Annotated in this window: 17 protein-coding genes, 2 pseudogenes and 1 riboswitch; of the genes and pseudogenes, 13 read left to right on the top strand and 6 right to left on the bottom strand. The window is 34.6% G+C overall.

Features of this window, described 5'->3' with window-relative positions:
- The first annotated feature begins 186 nt into the window (after positions 1-186).
- The 3 genes and pseudogenes from BV906_RS17255 to BV906_RS17245 form a co-directional block, all read left to right on the top strand.
- Positions 187-423, top strand: coding sequence for a YuzF family protein (locus BV906_RS17255; protein WP_087974868.1), 237 nt, complete (start codon positions 187-189; stop codon positions 421-423).
- 40 nt (positions 424-463) lie between these two features.
- Positions 464-1,354, top strand: a complete 891-nt coding sequence (locus BV906_RS17250; RefSeq protein ID WP_087974867.1) for a manganese catalase family protein — start codon at positions 464-466, stop codon at positions 1,352-1,354.
- 960 nt (positions 1,355-2,314) lie between these two features.
- Positions 2,315-2,464 (top strand): annotated as a pseudogene (locus BV906_RS17245) (helix-turn-helix domain-containing protein); the annotation flags it as partial.
- 94 nt (positions 2,465-2,558) lie between these two features.
- On the opposite strand, the gene BV906_RS17240 reads toward BV906_RS17245, so the two are convergent.
- The gene (locus BV906_RS17240) at positions 2,559-3,779 is read right to left on the bottom strand and encodes an MFS transporter (protein WP_087974866.1); all 1,221 of its coding nucleotides are present in this window, start codon (positions 3,777-3,779) and stop codon (positions 2,559-2,561) included.
- 59 nt (positions 3,780-3,838) lie between these two features.
- Positions 3,839-4,414 carry a TetR/AcrR family transcriptional regulator gene (locus BV906_RS17235; RefSeq protein WP_087974865.1) on the bottom strand — a complete coding sequence of 192 codons (576 nt, stop codon included), beginning with the start codon at positions 4,412-4,414 and terminating at the stop codon, positions 3,839-3,841.
- 602 nt (positions 4,415-5,016) lie between these two features.
- On the opposite strand from BV906_RS17235, the gene BV906_RS17230 reads away from it, so the two are divergent.
- The 4 genes from BV906_RS17230 (at position 5,017) to BV906_RS17215 (ending at position 8,139) form a co-directional block, all read left to right on the top strand.
- Positions 5,017-5,490, top strand: coding sequence for a GNAT family N-acetyltransferase (locus BV906_RS17230; protein ID WP_087974864.1), 474 nt, complete (start codon positions 5,017-5,019; stop codon positions 5,488-5,490).
- A 936-nt stretch (positions 5,491-6,426) separates the two neighbouring features.
- A complete protein-coding gene (locus BV906_RS17220; protein WP_425435207.1) occupies positions 6,427-6,648 on the top strand; it encodes a hypothetical protein in 222 nt (73 codons plus the stop codon).
- A gap of 83 nt (positions 6,649-6,731) precedes the next feature.
- The gene (locus tag BV906_RS19605; protein ID WP_176330396.1) at positions 6,732-6,875 is read left to right on the top strand and encodes a hypothetical protein; all 144 of its coding nucleotides are present in this window, start codon (positions 6,732-6,734) and stop codon (positions 6,873-6,875) included.
- A 403-nt stretch (positions 6,876-7,278) separates the two neighbouring features.
- Positions 7,279-8,139 (top strand): protein-glutamine gamma-glutamyltransferase, encoded by an 861-nt coding sequence (locus BV906_RS17215; RefSeq protein WP_087974862.1) that lies wholly within the window; start codon positions 7,279-7,281, stop codon positions 8,137-8,139.
- Between the two features lie 448 nt (positions 8,140-8,587).
- On the opposite strand, the pseudogene BV906_RS19940 reads toward BV906_RS17215, so the two are convergent.
- A pseudogene (locus BV906_RS19940) lies at positions 8,588-8,712 on the bottom strand (UDP-glucose 6-dehydrogenase); the annotation flags it as partial.
- Positions 8,713-9,014: 302 nt separating this feature from the next.
- Positions 9,015-9,117, top strand: a riboswitch (purine riboswitch).
- A gap of 165 nt (positions 9,118-9,282) precedes the next feature.
- Here BV906_RS19940 and BV906_RS17210 point away from each other — a divergent pair.
- From BV906_RS17210 to BV906_RS17195, 5 genes are all read left to right on the top strand, one after another.
- Complete coding sequence (locus BV906_RS17210) at positions 9,283-10,230, top strand: nucleoside hydrolase (RefSeq protein WP_087974861.1); 948 nt, start codon at positions 9,283-9,285, stop codon at positions 10,228-10,230.
- Between the two features lie 13 nt (positions 10,231-10,243).
- The gene (locus BV906_RS17205; RefSeq protein WP_087974860.1) at positions 10,244-11,188 is read left to right on the top strand and encodes a nucleoside hydrolase; all 945 of its coding nucleotides are present in this window, start codon (positions 10,244-10,246) and stop codon (positions 11,186-11,188) included.
- 38 nt (positions 11,189-11,226) lie between these two features.
- Positions 11,227-12,441 (top strand): NupC/NupG family nucleoside CNT transporter, encoded by a 1,215-nt coding sequence (locus tag BV906_RS17200; protein ID WP_087974859.1) that lies wholly within the window; start codon positions 11,227-11,229, stop codon positions 12,439-12,441.
- Between the two features lie 158 nt (positions 12,442-12,599).
- Positions 12,600-12,761, top strand: a complete 162-nt coding sequence (locus BV906_RS19600) for a hypothetical protein (protein ID WP_176330395.1) — start codon at positions 12,600-12,602, stop codon at positions 12,759-12,761.
- A 419-nt stretch (positions 12,762-13,180) separates the two neighbouring features.
- Positions 13,181-14,572 (top strand): PQQ-dependent sugar dehydrogenase, encoded by a 1,392-nt coding sequence (locus BV906_RS17195; protein ID WP_087974858.1) that lies wholly within the window; start codon positions 13,181-13,183, stop codon positions 14,570-14,572.
- Between the two features lie 17 nt (positions 14,573-14,589).
- Here the strand turns inward: BV906_RS17195 and BV906_RS17190 are convergent, their stop codons facing one another.
- Positions 14,590-15,066, bottom strand: coding sequence for a hypothetical protein (locus tag BV906_RS17190; RefSeq protein ID WP_342744414.1), 477 nt, complete (start codon positions 15,064-15,066; stop codon positions 14,590-14,592).
- A 457-nt stretch (positions 15,067-15,523) separates the two neighbouring features.
- Here BV906_RS17190 and BV906_RS17185 point away from each other — a divergent pair, with 457 nt between their 5' ends.
- Positions 15,524-16,114: a hypothetical protein gene (locus BV906_RS17185; RefSeq protein ID WP_087974856.1), complete on the top strand. Its 591-nt coding sequence runs from the start codon at positions 15,524-15,526 to the stop codon at positions 16,112-16,114.
- 461 nt (positions 16,115-16,575) lie between these two features.
- On the opposite strand, the gene BV906_RS17180 is transcribed toward BV906_RS17185, so the two are convergent.
- Complete coding sequence (locus BV906_RS17180; RefSeq protein WP_087974855.1) at positions 16,576-17,208, bottom strand: hypothetical protein; 633 nt, start codon at positions 17,206-17,208, stop codon at positions 16,576-16,578.
- Between the two features lie 5 nt (positions 17,209-17,213).
- On the bottom strand, positions 17,214-18,167 hold the full coding sequence (locus tag BV906_RS17175; protein WP_087974854.1) for a hypothetical protein: 954 nt from the start codon (positions 18,165-18,167) through the stop codon (positions 17,214-17,216).
- Between the last annotated feature and the right edge of the window lie 169 nt (positions 18,168-18,336).

Here is an 18,336-nt window from a genome sequence, read left to right as displayed (position 1 = left end):
TTTGGAAAAAACCATTGGCAATTAGAAAACACGCTGCATCAGTAGGACTAATCGATTCATCTTCCATCACCGCTTTATTCAATTCGAGTAACTAATCAGCTAACCAAGATTCATTTAGACAAATGTACATTTTTCCTTTGTGGCTTGCATATACTGCAATGGGCTTCGAGAAAAGGAGTGTTGCATATGAATGATAAATGGAATCTCAGTGATCCATATGTGTATGAAGCATTAACTGGATTACTAAATAAATCTCTTGCCGTTCAAACGCCACGCGGTTCTGTACGAGGGGTATTAAGAAAGGTTATGCCAGATCATATCGTTATTCATATGGGGGGGGCACCATTCTATATTCGTACAGATCAAATAATTTGGTTTCATCCAGAAGCTGTACGAATAAGTCAAGACTCATCCGACATATGATGTCAAAGGTTATTTATTTATGGATGGAGGCGTAAAACTCATGATGAAGCGTGTGAATAGAATCGCTATTGAACTTCCCTACCCAGAGCATGGCGATATGAACGCTGCTGCAGCAGTTCAGGAATTAATGGGTGGGAAATTTGGAGAAATGTCTACACTAAATAATTATATGTTTCAATCCTTTAATTTTCGTGCTAAAAAGAAGTTCAAACCTTTTTATGATTTAATTGCTAGTATTACGGCTGAGGAATTTGGTCATGTGGAGTTAGTTGCTAATGCCATTAATCTACTTTCTATTGGCAATACTGTCCCTGGTGATCCTGACACCGCACCACTACAAAATGGAAAAGATGCCCGTTATTCGCTGCATTTTACAACAACCCCCCAAACAGCCTATCCAGGAGATGGAATGGGAAGACCATGGAATGGAGAATACGTCAATAACTCTGGTGTGCTCGTTGAAGATCTGCTTGCTAATTATTTATTGGAAATTGGCGCAAGAACCCATAAAATGCGTGTTTATGAAATGACTACTCATCCAACTGCCCTAGAAATGATTGGCTACTTACTCGTTAGAGGCGGAACTCATATTATTGCTTATGCAAAAGCAATCGAAGTAGCTACAGGAGTAGAAGTAGGTAAGATGCTTCCTGTTCCAAGTTTGGATAATAATAAGTTTGATCATGCCAAAAAATTTATGGATCAAGGATTGTATAATGTATTGTATACATGGGGAGAGTCTGATTATCGAGATATCAATCAAATTTGGAAAGGGCCAAACCCTGAAACTGGTGAACCGTTGAGAGTGATTGATGGAATGCCTGAGGGGGCGCCAGTACCTGATTTTCCAGAACTTCCAGAGCAATTTGCTCCAGGGATTGATCGTGATGATTATCAGCGTATTTTAAAACGTTTAAAAAGTAATATGTAATCTACAAAAAGGGCTAGGAGGAAATCCTCTTAGCTCTTTTGCGTTATGTTAAAAGGTCAAGTGGAAACCTGTTCGCCTTTAATGATTAATCCTTCTACTTATCGGAAAGCTACTTTTTCGTAGATTCGCTTTGCATGTTCATTCGTTGCCGCAAAATTCAGTTGATCTTCACGGAAGTCATTATTTCCAAACAACGGAATAGACCGAACTGAACGGTGGAACTGGTGTTTGAGAAGGGTGTGGGTGGTTTAGGGATGTGTGGTAACCGTCCTACTATGCATTTGTAATAAAATCGTTTGGTAATCCAAGGCCTTTAATTTTATCTATATCTTGAAGCAATTGTTTTCTCATTGAATATGGGCCGGCCTCCACGCTATAGAGTTCTCCGCTATCCGTTTTATAGATTTTAATATCTGCGTTAATTTTGTTCTTGGTTATAAATTATACTGGTGTTGTGCACTTTTTTTCTTATCGGTTGTGCCAATAACTATTTTCTCCTTCGCCATTAAAAACCTCCTAACTTGTATATAAGTAGTATATTCAGCTGTTAAACAAAGAAATAGTCGTTAAACATGGCTTCTTGTAAATTGATTAAATAATCTAGTAGAAATTAAGGTGAGAAGTTATGATGATTATCAAAATTGAGGAGATGGAATCAATAAAAAGAAGTTTCTGACTATAACCAGTCGGGGCTTTTCTTTTGAGTACATACGTGGTTATATAAGGCGGAATAATCTGAATAATATCTTTTCGGAGAAGCATAAATACCTAAATAATAGTGGCTAATAATAATCATAATATAGAGGGTATAAAAATTTGTTATGTATACGACTCAAACTCTTCATTCGAATTTACCATAAAACCCCTTTAAGAAGTTAAATTCCAAGAAATGTTGGTGGTAATATCCAACATGCAAAATATCGATCAAAACAGGTGCAAGATAGCGTCTAAAGTGACAGCCGGTTAAAGAAATATCATAAAAATCACGCCGGAATGAATTATGCAGTAAAGCTATATAAAGAGGGCGGTATGACTGTAAATCAAATTTGTGAAATTACAAATGTGTCTAGGGCTTCATTATATAGAAAGCTGTCGGAAGGGAAACAATAATTGTTCCTTTTTCCATTAAAGAGCCATATAGAAGATAGTGCTAATACTACCCCAAAAATTAGATTTTGACTCTAACTTTTGGGGGCATTGATAGTTAGGAAATGTATTTACTTTTGGTTTTTGATAAATTTATTGTATTATTTTTTATTAAATGAACGAATAAGGCGATTATAGGCAAAGCTGTTCCAATGAGTAAAGCGACTTCACTATTAAATTTATAGTAAGTATAACTTCCAACCCATGACCCAAAGGCTCCTCCAAAAAAGAAAATAGTCATATATAATCCATTAAGTCTGTTTCTTATCTCGGGATTCAAACCAAAGATAACTTTTTGACCTAATAATAAATTTCCTGATACACCAATATCGATGCTAATTCCGGAGATAAGGACTAAAATCACACTCAATAATGAATGATCTTGAACAAAAAATAATAGTACGATAGATAATAGTACGAGCGCCATTGACACATTAGTCATTGTAAAAATATAACCTTTATCTGCTAGTTTACCAATTGTAGGAGCTAATAAGGCGCCAGCTATTGCAACAAAGCCAATTAATGCAATTTCATTATTTGAAAAATTTAATGGCTCAGACCTCAATAAAATTGGCAGTATTGTCCAATATAGACTAAATGTTGCAAATAAACATGCGTGATAAAAAGCTCTTTGTTGTAAAGGAGATGTATTTATTAGTAGCTTCACCATAGAAGCGATTAAATTTGGATATGACATGTTACTAGACGTTACTACCTCATAGTTGGGCAAAAATTTTATAATTAACAGTAATACGGCAACTAGCGTGATTAATGAAAAAAGAAATACCATTCTCCAGCCGAACCAGTCAGCTATTCCGATAGATAATGGGCGAGCAATCATAATCCCAATCAATAAACCACTCATCACTTTACCCACATATTTACCTGTCTCTTCAATGGGTACAATCCTCATTGTTAGTGGAACTAACATTTGAGCCGCACATGCACCAATGCCAATTATGTTTGTTAATATTGTAAAAATAATTCCATTTGTCGAAATTAGCATACCAATTAATGAAATAATAGTAAACCCGATAAGAATTCCTATTATTTTCTTACTTTTAAATAAGTCAGCCATTGGTACGATGAAAAATAAGCCCAATGCATACCCAATTTGTGTCAAGGTAGTGAGCAATCCAGATAAATCAGAAGAGATGTTTAGATCTTTTGCAATGAATTGTACAATTGGTTGTGCATAATAAATATTAGCAGCAAGTGAACCACAACTAATTGCCAAAATAAATATTAGAAAATTTGTCTTTTTAGTCAACTGTATCATTCCTTATGTTTATTTTTTGTTTTGGTACGTTCGTTCCGAAATAATTTAAAAAAGAAAGACTATAGGTCTGCAATAGTCTTATCCACTAGATTATAGGCTAGGTTCTTCTCTTTTTTATACTTAGACATTAAATTAATACTATGATTTAAACTTAGTAAAGAATATGCCACTAATTCAGGGTTTGCTTCTTGTGAAATTTCTCCATTGTTTTTTCCTTTTTCAATAACTTGCTTAAATACTTTTTCAAGTTCATTAAAATCATTTAGAAGTATTTCTTCTATGGAAGGATCAATATGTCCAATAAGCAGTGAAGAATTAGTTATAATACAACTTTTTGGAATGTCATCTGAATAGCATTTTTCAATATGTTGATAAAAAAAGGATTTAAGTGATGCTTTAGTGTTTATACCACTAAAAAGTAAATTTCTCTTTCGATGGCCATAGTTTTTATAATGTTCTAAAACCAGTTTATATAGTTCATCCTTATCTCCAAAACTATCGTAGAGAGTAGATCGACTTATTCCCATCTTTTCAATAAGATCTGAGATATATGTAGCGTCATAACCTTTTTCCCAGAATAAATACATAGCTTTATCCAAAGCATGTTCTTTGTTAAAACTAATACTTCTACCCAACTTATAACACCCCCATTCATATAAGTTAGTATAAAGGTTTCGGAACGATGAGTCCAGAAAAACTTATCTTGAAATCAAGTCTTCCGAAAGGACGCTTTAACGGAGCAACGAAAAAAGCCTAATTTCTAAATATAAATGTTGTAAATTGGGATTTTTAATATGGGGATTTCCTTAACGTTGTAAATCCGCATTTTCCTGACGCTATCCCAATTACAGAAAATTATGATATTATAACTTTAGGTTCTTGAGCTAACGGGGCAGTAGAGTTGAAGAAACTTAAATTTCATTAGATTTATTTGTTTACAATTAGAGAGGGGACAACAATGGGGTTTATAATAACTTTCTTTAGTATTTGGTTATGTAGCTTTTTTGGTGGTAAATGGAGTCCCTTTGGTAAAACTTATTGGAAAAATGATTTAGTTATTTGTTTTGCCCAAGCCCTGGTTATTACTCTTATATTTGTATTTTTCTTTTCTTTTAATACTAATAATTAAGGGATTTCCATTGTGCTAACTGGTGTGTTACTACAATAAATGGTGACGATTCTTTAGTAATTGGCAGGTTAACACAATAAAGTTTATAAAAAATAGGAGGATTGATTGATGAATATTTCAATTGAGACGGCAAGAATTGGGGATCACTATGCTGTAAACTTGATAGTTAAGGAAGGTCAAGATGAACATTCGGAAGCATTACCGCATATTTTTAATAAGGTTGACCAAGTTATGCCAGAAAGCTATTTCGGTGAATTGTTAGAAGACCCGAAGAGTGAAATTCTAATTGCAAAAATAAATGAAGAAGTGGTTGGATTTGCGGTTATGGAACTAAAGGAGTCTCCACCATTTGACTCTATGAAACCAAGGAAATTTGCTTATATGAATGATTTTGGTATAAAGAGTAGCTATCAAAGAAAAGGAATGGGGAAAATGTTATTTGAATATTGTTTGGAATGGTCTAAAAATAAAGATGCTACATCGTTAGATTTAAACGTCTGGGAGTTTAACAAGAAAGCCATTTCTCTCTATGAGAGTTTTAGAATGAATACCATCAGTAGAAAAATGACATTACGTTTTTAATTAATAACACTTTATTAAACATGGATGTTTTATGAAGTTTGTGAAAAAGTGTACTTAAAGTATCTGGTGCTTTAATAAAACAACAAGATTATAGATATGGCGGTCTTGTTTAACTAATGGGGCAGAATTTCTTTAATAAGGATATTGGTTTATTGTGGTAAATTTTATATATATAAAGGGGGGGGGGAGGTATATGAGCTTTTGGACTTGGGTGGCAATAGCTATTGCTTTAATTAGTGGTTTATTTGCTGCTAATTCTGGAAAGAAGACCAAAAATTAACGGGTGCAAGAATGAAACTAGGGTTTGTTATTAAAACGGCATCCAATCAATGCTTATTGTATTGAATGGTGCGTTACTTTAAATGAATGAGGCCTATAAATTATTATAAATGTTTTCCTTGATTATTCTTAACTAACTGAGGTGAAAGAGTGTCTCTGATAATATTTATTGCTTATCTAGTAGTTATAATGTTATTAACAATTAAGCTAAGCCAAATAGTGAGGAAGTTGCTTGGAATTGAGCAAAGCACTGAATCTAAAAGCATAAGAAAATTTAAAGAAAGATTCGGTTTTATACTTATTTTTTTATTCTCTTTCTGTTTTAAAATTGTTTTAGATTTTTATCCCACCTTTATTATTAGATTTATTCTTATTTGGTTTACATTTCATTCAGCTTTCTATATCTTCTTGGATTGGCGTTATTCTGTGAATGACGGCGAGTATAAAGTTACAATTATAAGAAATATTTTTGCAGTAATTATGTCGTATGTTGGGTTGGAGTCAGGCATACTGTGGATTTTTTAACGACTTATACAATAAGGAAATGTTTGTACTAATATATTGAGATATTGTTACGATTATAACAGATCTACTAAATTAAATGGTGCAATAATTAAATAATGTTTATTTGAATATTTAGCTTTTAGGAGGTTCATTGTGAAACGAAAACTTATATCACTAATGTGCTGTACTCTTCTATTCATATTTTTATCAGCTTGCCAAAAGGAATATAGTGGTGAATATATTGAATGGGGCGAGAAAACCAACAGTAATGCAGCTGAATTGCTAGAAAAGAATGAAATACCTTATGAAATTAAAGATGGGATAATTTATATTCCTGAAGATGCTTTTGATGATGCAATTTATTGTTGTTCATAAAAAAAATTGTAATGCTTATTCAAGTGCAAGAGTTAAACAAGGAATTGTTTTTTAACTAATCAATAGATTGGAGTGTGATAACTATGAAAAACAAATTAGGTGTGTTTTCAACCATTTTATTTTTTGTGGGATTAGTGTCATATGGTGTTGTTCTTTTAGTTAATGATATTTTTCTATTTGGTGCAGTTATTGTATCTGCAATTGGATTTATATTGGCATTATCTTAGTTATTACAATTGTTATTTCTTTCATAGTCACTACTTTCTTTTGGAATGAACCTTAATAGTTTGTGAAGAAAGATACTTAAAGTAACGGGTGCTTTACTTGAATAAGCTCCATGAGCAAAAGACCTTAAATATACACCATTTTATACAGGGGGCAGTATGTTTAAGGTCTTTTGTATACAGAAAATATACTGCCATTCCATACATGAATTAAATGCCAAATACATTTGGGGATAAAAGAAGAAGCATTCGATGCATTCACATAAGAATGCATCGATTTTTTACCTAATTTTATTGGCAATAAGATTATTTTATACATACACGGTTAATCCTACACATTTAAATGCAGGGTGAATAAACTAGGCAATAATACAAAAAAATACGTAATCTTGGAATGAGGTATTGTATGATACAAGTATCAGGAATTGGTTTTGAACATAGTAACATATGGCCTCCTGGAAGTATTGAAAGTGTCATCATTCAACGGATGAATCAAGATCCAAAAATTTATTCCTTTTCATCGATCGAAGAGCTTGGTTTCGAACTGACGTTACGCAAAAACATCATTGCAAGTGCAAGAGCCATGAATAATGGTCAAGCACAGTTTGAAGTCTTTCGAACATCTTATTGTAATTCTCAATACTGGCGTTTAACAAGTGCTGGTGGTTTTCATTTAAAGGATGGAGTCTTGCCATCTATTGCAATCCAGGACATTTTCACGAACAGTTCCCTATATGGGTTTGAGTGTGCGGTAGCAAAAGTAATAATTTTTTACCATGCTGTTTTAAATAGCATTGATGAAGATTTATTTAATCAGTTATTCCAAAATATTTATTTGTACAGCTGGCATTTCGATCCAGATCTCGGAATTCATACCGTTGATAGTTACCATTACTTGCCTGGAGATGTTGTCTATTTTAATAATCCGGATGTGAATCCGGATACGTCCTGGTGGAGAGGTGAAAATGCAGTTGATCTAGGTGATGGAACATTTTTTGGACATGGCTTGGGCATAAGGAACGCTGAACAAATGATTCAAGCACTCAATGAGATGAGAAAGCCCGGTAGCAACCGCTCAGCCTATCTCTCAAACGTTATCGCAAGGCCGTCATTTAAAAACCTCGCAAATCTTTCTATGTACTCTCGAAGCGTAATTTCTTATAAAATCCAACATACCGCCATTCACCATCATGAAAGTTCCATTTCATGTGATCAATATCTATTTTATTTACATCAGTTTTATAATCACAATAACAGATTCAGCTAAGTGTTTTTGGCATTGATTTATCTCCGATTCTTTATTTTTAGTGTCTACTCTATAGGGTACAGTTTGATTTGATTTGTACCCATTAAACTTTACAAGTATATAAGATTTTTAATTTCAAACCTTTTATTCCACTCCCAATGAAACGGTGGCAAGGAAAGCAATAATGATAATAGCCAAATTGGTGAGTAAAAGCCAAAGGAGGGACTCTTAATGGTAACTTTAAATCCCTTTCAAAATGATTTTCAAATTCCGATAATGCCCTAACGAACTATTAAGCTACTATCCACCTTTTACGGCGTTGATGATCGTCCTCCTGTTCAGTGAAAATAACGTTCGCTACAATTCATTTGTTGTTAATATATAAGAGATGTAACCTTGTTTATTTAAATTACCCTGAATAAGATGAGTGCTTTCTCATCACTCAGCGAAGCATGTCTCTTCATCAACCAATTGGAAATTTTTTATTATTGATTATATCTCCTTTTTCTTGGATAATATCGAGAGCGATTACTTCATTATATTGCTTGCGTTGGATAAACCAACAAGTCCAGTTCCTGCTATCTTTATTTTCATGAAAATTTACTCCTTAGATTACTTTCGCTTTACTATTACTTAAAAAAACTGCCTTTGATACTTTTATTTTAATACTCCACATACCAAATTAGTTTTAAAATCACCATTATCATTGAAGTGCATTTCGACGATGGAGTAGTAAGATCCCTTTTGTCGCGAGTTTTAGAATCGTCAAAATACGTATATTATTATAAAAAACCTCTATCAACAACGTAAAACACGAACAATGGTGCCGTTTTTTAAAAAAATGATCCATTTTATATTGCTTATCACAAATTTATCTGGTATATTTATTAACCTAATATTAATTAAATATCGTAACTCGTATATTCTCAGTAATATGGTCTGAGAGTCTCTACCTGGTTCCCATAAACGAACTAGACTACGAGGTAAAGTATGTGATGCTTGTTAAACTCATAACAACATCATCTTATCATGAAGCATATATTTGGCGCTTTATGATATTTACTTTACTCGTAGGTCTATACATGTAGAGGCATTCCATCTATATGTATAGACCTTTTCTTTTGGCAAAATATAAAATAGGTAAACAACAAGGAGGACCACAGCATGAGTAAAAGTAAAAATGTATATCTCAATCATGATGGCGGGGTAGATGATTTAATTTCACTATTCCTACTGTTACAAATGGAAAACGTAAATTTAACAGGAGTAGGTGTTATTCCTGCAGATTGTTATTTAGAACCAGCGATGTATGCAAGTAGAAAAATCGTCGATCGGTTTGGCAATGGAAAACAAATAGAAGTTGCGGCTTCTAATTCCCGTGGTAAAAACCCATTCCCGAAAGACTGGCGTATGCACGCGTTTACCGTAGATGCATTACCCATTCTGAATGAATATCCACCCGTGCAAACAAAAGAAGCTGATTTACCAGCTCATGAACATATGATTAAAGTGCTCCGTGAAAATGATTTACCTACCACATTAATCTTTATTGGGCCATTAACCGATTTAGCTCGTGCACTCCAAATCGCACCAGACATTGAGGGGAAAATTGAGAAATTAGTTTGGATGGGCGGTACGTTTTTAGAAAAAGGAAACGTGGAGGAACCAGAACATGATGGAACAGCAGAATGGAATGCGTTCTGGGATCCGGAGGCAGTAAAAGTGGTATGGGATAGCAACATTGCTATTGACTTAGTAGCGCTGGAAAGTACGAATATGGTCCCTCTTACATTGGATGTCAGACAAAAATGGGCATCCCAACGAAACGATATCGGTATAGATTTCTTAGGACAATGCTATGCAATCGTTCCACCGTTAGTCCATTTCCAAACGAACTCTACTTACTTCTTATGGGATGTTTTAACGACGGCAAGTATCGGCAAGACCAATTTAGTAAAGAAGAAAACCGTGAAATCTATCGTTCATGACAGTGGAGCTAGTCAAGGAAAAACAGAGCTTTCAGAAAGTGGAAGAGAAGTAAATTTAGTATATGAAGCAGAGCGCGATGCATTCTTTGATTACATTACTGAACTTGCCAAACAGGATAAATAAGGAGGACGAGCTCATGAGAAAAGTGATTATCGATACAGATACAGCAGGCGATGACACAATTGCCCTACTCACCGCCCTCCATTATTTTAAAGTAGAAGGCGTGACAATTACGGGAGGGAATGTAGACTTTGATCAAGAAGTTGAAAATGCCCTTTACACAATCCAAGTGGCAGGTCCCCATGAACCTGTCCCTGTTTATAAAGGGTTTGAAGTTCCCCTTCTAGCAAATGGCACGGAACGTCATCAAACGGTCGAGGATGTGCATGGAAGCGACGGCATGGGTGATAGCTTTTTTGAAAAAGCAAAACAGCGTCCTGAAGCGGGACATGCAGTCGATTTTATCATTGAGAAAGTGAAAGCCAACCCTGGGGAAATTCATCTATTAGCCATTGCACCATTAACCAATATTGCAATGGCTATCAAAAAGGAACCATCGATTGTGAAGGATATCCCACATATTTATATTATGGGTGGTACAAATAATTCACTAGGTAATATTACCGCAGCAGCGGAATATAACTTTTGGGTCGATCCAGAAGCTGCAAGAATCGTATTGCATTCCGGGGTTCCTATTACACTTGTAGGATGGGATATGTGTACCAAATTCTCGATTATGGATGATAGAGATCACGAAGACATTGAACGTCTAGCCTCGAAAGGATCTGAATTTTTTATTCAGATTAATAAAGTCGTAAAGCAATTTAACAAAAAAGTGCATCGACTAAATGGAACGACCCATCCAGATACATTGCTCGTAGCAATTGCCGCGAACGAAGACGTGATGACAAAAGCCACGAAATATTATGTAGATGTGGAAACAAAAGGGGAGTTAACGAGAGGTTATAGTCTGGTCGATAGGAACAATCGTAGTGGAAAAGAACCGAATGTTATCGTTTGTGAAGAAGTGAATCGAGACATGTTTAAGGATCAATTATTGGACGTATTAAAATCCTTTTAACTTCATTGTGAACACACCAAGAGAGAGGAAAACATACTATGCAAATTTTATGGGGAATGTTAGGAATCGTCGTTATATTAGGTATTGCCTTTTTACTATCTACAAATAAAAAAGCAATCAATGCTCGCACTGTCATCGGTGCACTTTTACTTCAAATTACCTTTGGAGTTATTGTCTTAAAGTGGGAAACAGGTAGTCAGATATTAGGCTGGATCACGAATTTCGTACAAAGTATTATTAATACTTCGAATGAGGGGATCCAATTTATATTCGGTGGCGTACTTGCTGGGGAAGGCGTACAATTTGTATTTGCCTTTCAGGTGCTTACCGTAATTATCTTTTTCTCATCTCTTATTTCTGTCTTGTTTTATTTAGGAATCATGCAGTTTATCACAAAAGCGGTTGGAGGATTTTTAGCCAAAATGTTAAAAACTTCACAGCCTGAATCCATGTCCGCTGCAGCGAATATATTTATCGGAATTACGGAGGCACCACTCGTCGTGAAGCCATATTTAGAAAAAATGTCTAAATCAGAATTATTTGCTGTCATGACAGGTGGAGCCGCTTCTGTCTCGGGTTCTGTGCTAGTTGGATACTCCCTTCTTGGTGTTCCACTAGACTATCTAATTGCTGCAGCATTTATGGCTGCTCCAGCTGGTCTACTAATGGCAAAAATGTTATTACCAGAAACGGAGACACAAACAGAGAACGAAGTGATAAAACTAGAAAGAGATAAAGATACCGTTAATATCATTGATGCGGCTTCGAAAGGTGCATCAACCGGACTAAAAATTGCGCTAAATATCGGTGCACTAATCCTTGCGTTTATCTCCCTTATTGCATTAGTGAACCTTGGTCTTGAATGGATCGGTGGTATTGTCGGTTTTGATAATCTTACACTAGAACGTATTCTTGGCTTCCTATTAGCTCCATTAGCATTCGTGATCGGTGTTCCTTGGGATGAAGCACTGCAAGCAGGGTCGTATATTGGACAAAAATTTGTTTTAAATGAATTTGTAGCATTTAGTACTTTTGCGCAAGATATAGACACATTTTCAAATAAAACCGTAGCGATCATCAGCTTTGCTTTATGTGGATTTGCAAACTTAGGCGCGATCGGTATGTTAATTGGAGGTATTGGCGGACTTGCTCCATCTCGCCGTGAATTTCTTGCAAGATATAGCTTCCTTGCCATTATTGGCGGTACATTAGCAAACCTATTAAGTGCAGCGATTGCTGGAATGTTATTATAAGATGGGGACAGAGGGACAGGCATGTGTGGTGCACCCCAGTTCCTTGTCCCAGGCCAATTGCGTTAAAGCGATAGCGAACAGTGCTAAGTACTGTTCGCTATTTCTTGTTAAAATTTATGGAGAGCTGGCGTCCAATAATAGTAGGTTATAATGACTAAATGCCAGAGGTAAGTCAGATATTCTTGCCCGAGTTGAATCAGCAGGAGTTATCACTTTTCCAGCCATTGATGAAAACAATAGAACAAACAATACATGCGGATGGTTATTCGGGTAATTATGAGCTTGATATAAAGCGTCAGTACCTTGCTACGTTAAAGTGAAAGCGAAGTGGTAACTGCCCCGATTCCCCCAAATAAGAAATCCCTAAATTGTCGCATTAAAAAGCGATCAATTTAGGGATTTTATTTTAAATTATAAACTACATATTTATTTTAAAGGGTTAAATGGTATCTTTTCCACCATCAACAATGTAAGTTTGACCAATAATCAGGTTCCTGTTCCCCATCGCTTTAATACTGTAAAGCGTTGGGGGACAGGAACTATTTCTTTAAGTAGGTGCGGTTTTTAAATTTTATATTATCAGTAAGAAAATACGAAACCAAAACATTATAAAAAGCACCCTTCCTTTAAAAAACAGTGCCAGTGTTTATTCAAATTCACCGATTGTGAATTCGGTACTCATCTAACCGTTTTAATCATACTCTTATAAAAAGAGAAAAATAAGAGGAGGTCAAGTTAGTTGAAAGCCGTTACTGTTAGATTACAACCCATTGTAAGGAATATTAATTTACCCACCGTCTTGACAACGACCATACTTCCAGGTGACTCCATGGAAACATTATTTATGGCAACCCAAGTAGGAGAAATATTTTACATAGGAAATCGGGATATAAGGCTATTTTTAGATATTCGTTCTTCAATCATAGAACTAGGTGCTGATGGTGGATATGATGAACGGGGATTGTTAGGACTGGCATTTCATCCTGAATTTTATGATAACGGTTTGTTCTATCTTCATTATTCGGTGGCTGGAACACAAGGACCAGGGGCTCTTCCTAAAGACTTTCATCCTGACCCGTGTGATCCTAATACGTTAAATTTAAAGTGGGTAAACAGAGAATCGTTATATGATCATATTGATACCGTTGAAGAATGGTGTTTACAGGTTAATGGTATGCCTCAAAAACGACGTACATTACTTAACCTAAGAAGACCATTTTCCAATCATAATGGTGTCAATAGTTTAAACTTCTCGCCTGAAACAGGAAAACTAGTGCTAACAACTGGAGACGGTGGATCAGGCTATGATCCATTTAATTTAAGTCAGGATAATATGGAAATAGCCGGTAAAATTATTGAAATCGATGTGTGCCAGAATACATTGATCAACAACCCACCCGTTGTTACGCGTTTTAATGAACTTCCCGCAACGATTCAGGATTCACTTACCGTAATGGCCAAAGGGGTTCGCAACATACCGGGGATTTCGTTTCAACGGGTTGATAATCAGTACATGAAATATACGGGGATTGTTGGACAGGATTTGGTAGAGTCCATCTTTTCATTCGGAAGTTATCAACCAATACCGGTTACCGAGCTTCAGGATTCTGAAAGTCACCGGGAAGGGTTGGTTAACTTTGGCTGGCGAGGATGGGAAGGTGCTTTTCCTACGTCGATTCTAGAAGACTGCAATCATAATTCGTCCATAGATAAGAAAACAATTGCTTATTACGATGAAGCAGTAGCACTTTCAGGGAGTCGTCTCAAGCCTTTAACTAGTTATTTTCATCAAGATAAAAGACCTGATAAGTTTGAAGGAACTGCACTTACAGGAGTGCAACCCTATATGGGAAATGCAATTCCAAGTTTAACAGGAAGTGTTGTATTTACCGATATCGCAAGGAAAGAATCTCAATCTCCGGTTAGAGGTGCTTTAGCCTATACGAGAGTGAGACCAGACGGTAAACAAAATGATTTCAGTGTAATCCAAACCGATTATGATTTTGGGTCACAATCTGCTTATTATGTTAGTCTGGGAACGAATCTAAATCAAAGTCGGCTATTTTTAGGGGTTTACAACTCTATGCTAGTGACTGATTTAAACCAGGGCACCATTTTTGAGATTGTTTGATGAACTAGAGAGAATTACTAAACGATTATCATTATTTTTATCCTTTTAAAAATAATTAAAGCAACCTCAACCCATAACCAGCTATAAAGGAAAGCAAATAAAGCAATACCTCCAGTTGTTAGAAGAGAAAAGGAATCAGAGGCAACTGGGCCTAAAACTGGAAAGTGGAAAATATATAGAAGAATCATAACCCCCAGCATTAAAGCAATTGCACCAGAAGCAATCATACTTATTCTCATTCTAAAAATGGAAAAAGCTGCTCCTAAGCCAAGTCCTAATAATCCTGTAGTAAAGGGAAATATAATTAGTTCCGTTGGCTGTAAGATGAATAACAGCATAATGGTCAGAAAATAGGACATTACTCCAAATCGAATAGAAAACATGGAACATAACAGGATAGGTGCAGTAGCAAGCGGACTTATAAAATATCCTATACCAGGTAGAAGACCGCCTGCAGTCTGGAGAATGGCAGCGATACAGGCAAAAATAGACACTATAAGGAGCTTCCTTACTTTTTTATAGTTACTGAATGTTTTTTGAGATAAATGAACCTCATCAGAAATAGATTTTAAAAAATACAACTTTTCACCTCATTTTTAATAATTTATATGGCATATACATTATATTTCTATTAATCAGGGGTGGAACTTATGATTGTCGAAACATTCATATCTTGCGACTATGGGGTCAATTTTTATATTGTTACAAATAAAAAGAATGTACTTGGAACGTCATATAAAATTCGACACTAAATAGATTTTAGCCTATAAATTACGTTAGAAACCTGAAGGGACTGACTTATAGATCATTATTGTAAAGGCTTGTAGTATGTTTATATACTACAAGCCTTTAAGTATGTATAGATTGATTGTGGTGAATCGCACATTAAATGTTCTAATGATAGAATGAAAATGCAGACATAATTGCAGCTAAAAAACGGAGTGAACATAGATGGAAATACGAGATTTATTTGAGTTAGAAAATGATACAGACTTTCAGAAAATCAATCAGCAGGTAAATTCATTCAACGCAAAGATGCATGTGGAGCTGCCAGTACTTGATGATACGGAAATTAAAGTTCAAGATACATTTAAAAAATGGATGGAAACAAAAGGCATAAGTGAAAATCACTATCGTGTATCTAAGCGACATCTACCCTTTGAAATCCTATTATTTGATGCGTATAAAGAGAAGCTAGGAGAAACAAGAGAAAAGTGGTGGTGGCATAATGGACCATTTTTATTTTGGATTAGTATTAACGAAGGATCATTATACTTTACGTTAGAGGTTGGCCCGATAGAAGCAGATAAACGGGTTCTGTTAATGGAAAAATTGAAAGAACAAGGAATTATGTTTCATAAAAAGGGACTTACAATTAAAGCGAAATACAATCGGATTCATACTGAGACAGTGTCTATTGAGGGATTGGAAGAGGCAGCGCTGTTGGATGTTTTTAATGGGTTCTATGAAAATGAGGATTTGCAGGGTATTTTGGGGAAGCTTGAGGTTGTTTATGATGAGTGGGATCCTTATCACAAATAGAGGGAAGTTTTTTTGGTGAATTTAGCGACTTGGACAAAAAGAACTATAAACTTAGCTTTGCATAGAATCCAGAATTGAATTGGACAAGAAATTATGATTTTAAATAGTAAAGCCCTTCTACAATTGAGTGGGAATAAAGACATAACTTGATTTGAAGAGAGAACGCCTATTTAACAGTATTTATACTAATCTAGACGGAAGAAATAAGTTAAAAATTATATAGTTCCCTACCATAATCCCTACCATCTTATTTTTGGTAGGGGTTATTTTTCAAATTATACATCTAAAATTTGATGAGATATAAATGGAAAATTTTTTCAATAATCTTAATATGATTTGTGGTTTTAAGTATGAATTAAGCCCCGTTGAGTCTGACCTATGGTGCGGAGATGTGTGGTGAAATTGTAGTCAAAAAAAAAAGAGCCTCCTGAGTGAGGCTTTAATTATTGTTATGTTTATTTTTATTCATCTTTATTATTAGAATCCTTATTAATATATTCAATTCCATTTGCTATTGCGTTTGTGACAAATATTTGATAAAGATTTATCAAGAAACATTTTACTTCAACTAGTAAGTTTATAATAAATGTTAAATAAAGTGAGTATGCTAAAGTAAATAATAAGTAATTTAACTCATTATTAAAAATAGGAATACTCCAATCTGATTCGATATTAAAGAAAAATATACCAAGAAAAAAATTTAGTATTATAGAGAAAAGATAAACTACCGAGAAAGATAAAAAGAAAAAGTTATATTCTTTGAACTTACTATACTCTCCTCCCGAAACTTCCATAAGCGTTATAAGAGTCTTGCCACTAACAAGAGCTTGAAATATAGCATAGCCAGTAATCGCAATTGTAAGAATAGGTATTAGCACAATATTAATCGTGTTAATACTTTCTAAGACAGAATTAACCGGCTCTTTTATCTTTAATATTGTATTAAAGCTAAAAAATAAAAACACAAATACAAAAAGCAAAAATTCCCATCTTCTTCTTGTTGGTAACATTACTTTTAAAGCACTCAAAATAACTTTGTCCGAATTCTTATCTTTTAAAAGATCAGATATTGATTCGCGTAATTTATCATTCAAAGATATCACCTATTCTGATCATAAAACTCTTCAAATTGGGAATAATATTTGTCATACAACTTCTTGTTTTCTTCACTTAATGTGTTATATCCTTCCTGGTTAATAACCTTTCCAGAAATCACATTTAGATTTTCACTAAAAGAAAATTCTTCGTCTAATTGTATGTGAGATGTCTCACTGAAATCATTATGCTTCAATGTTCTTTTTCTTCCGTCATTATAGTGAACTCTAAGAGTAGGTTTTGCTAAAGCTTCTGTTTCCTCAATAATCTTGCCTACCTCATCGTGATTTTTAGGGGTATTTATCGTTGTGTTCCCAGTTTTACTTCCAGCTCGTTCAAGCATATTCCCTAGGTATTCAAATGTATCTTCATGTGATACATCTCTATTCTTCGGGAAAAACTTTAATGTTAAGTATTCAATTTTAGATACTTCTTTTAATTCCTCTTTTATTGTGCCGGAATGAGGAATCGATACAACATTTACGTACGGTCTAGGTAACTTCTCTTCACCTGAACTTAATTTTTGATTGTAATTATTTACATAATCAAGCAGTAGATATTTTGAAGCTTTTTCGAAGTCTTTTAAGGTTGGGCTCCCTTTCTGGTTTTTGACTATAGTCATTCTATGATTCTTAAGGTTAATCATGAAATACGAATAGGGATCTGAAGGAATTTTTTTATCAGTTGGTATTAGATTGCCTAGCTCATCATAATTAGATTTTACTTCAAGTTCGGTTCTTTTAACAATTAACCCACCTATAACAAATACACCATTTTGCATCGTTAACATTATATTTTCAAAAACAAAAAAGTCTTTCCTACTTGGATCTTTGGATATTTTTTCTCCCTCTTTAAATGCTGGAAAAACTATATCGAAAAAGTAATCTAGCATCGGATCGTTATTCCTACCAAAAGTACAATTAAAGTTTCCTACAAATAACTGCTTATCTTGTAACATATTGAATCCCCCTGATTGTCTTTTTAAATTTATTGTAATACATATTCGACGAAAAAGGGGCTATTTCCCAGTTATTTATATTGCGAATAAAATCGGAAACTAAATTTATTAATATTTGTATACCTTGAGTACACTCTGGTTAAACAAATGGAAATGTAGTACTATCAAT

The sequence above is a fragment of the Oceanobacillus rekensis genome (assembly GCF_002153375.1).
In the GTDB taxonomy this organism is placed as follows: Bacteria; Bacillota; Bacilli; order Bacillales; family Amphibacillaceae; genus Oceanobacillus; species Oceanobacillus rekensis.
The sequence above is the reverse complement of the archived record's forward strand: the minus strand, read 5'-3'. Positions and strand labels throughout refer to the sequence as shown.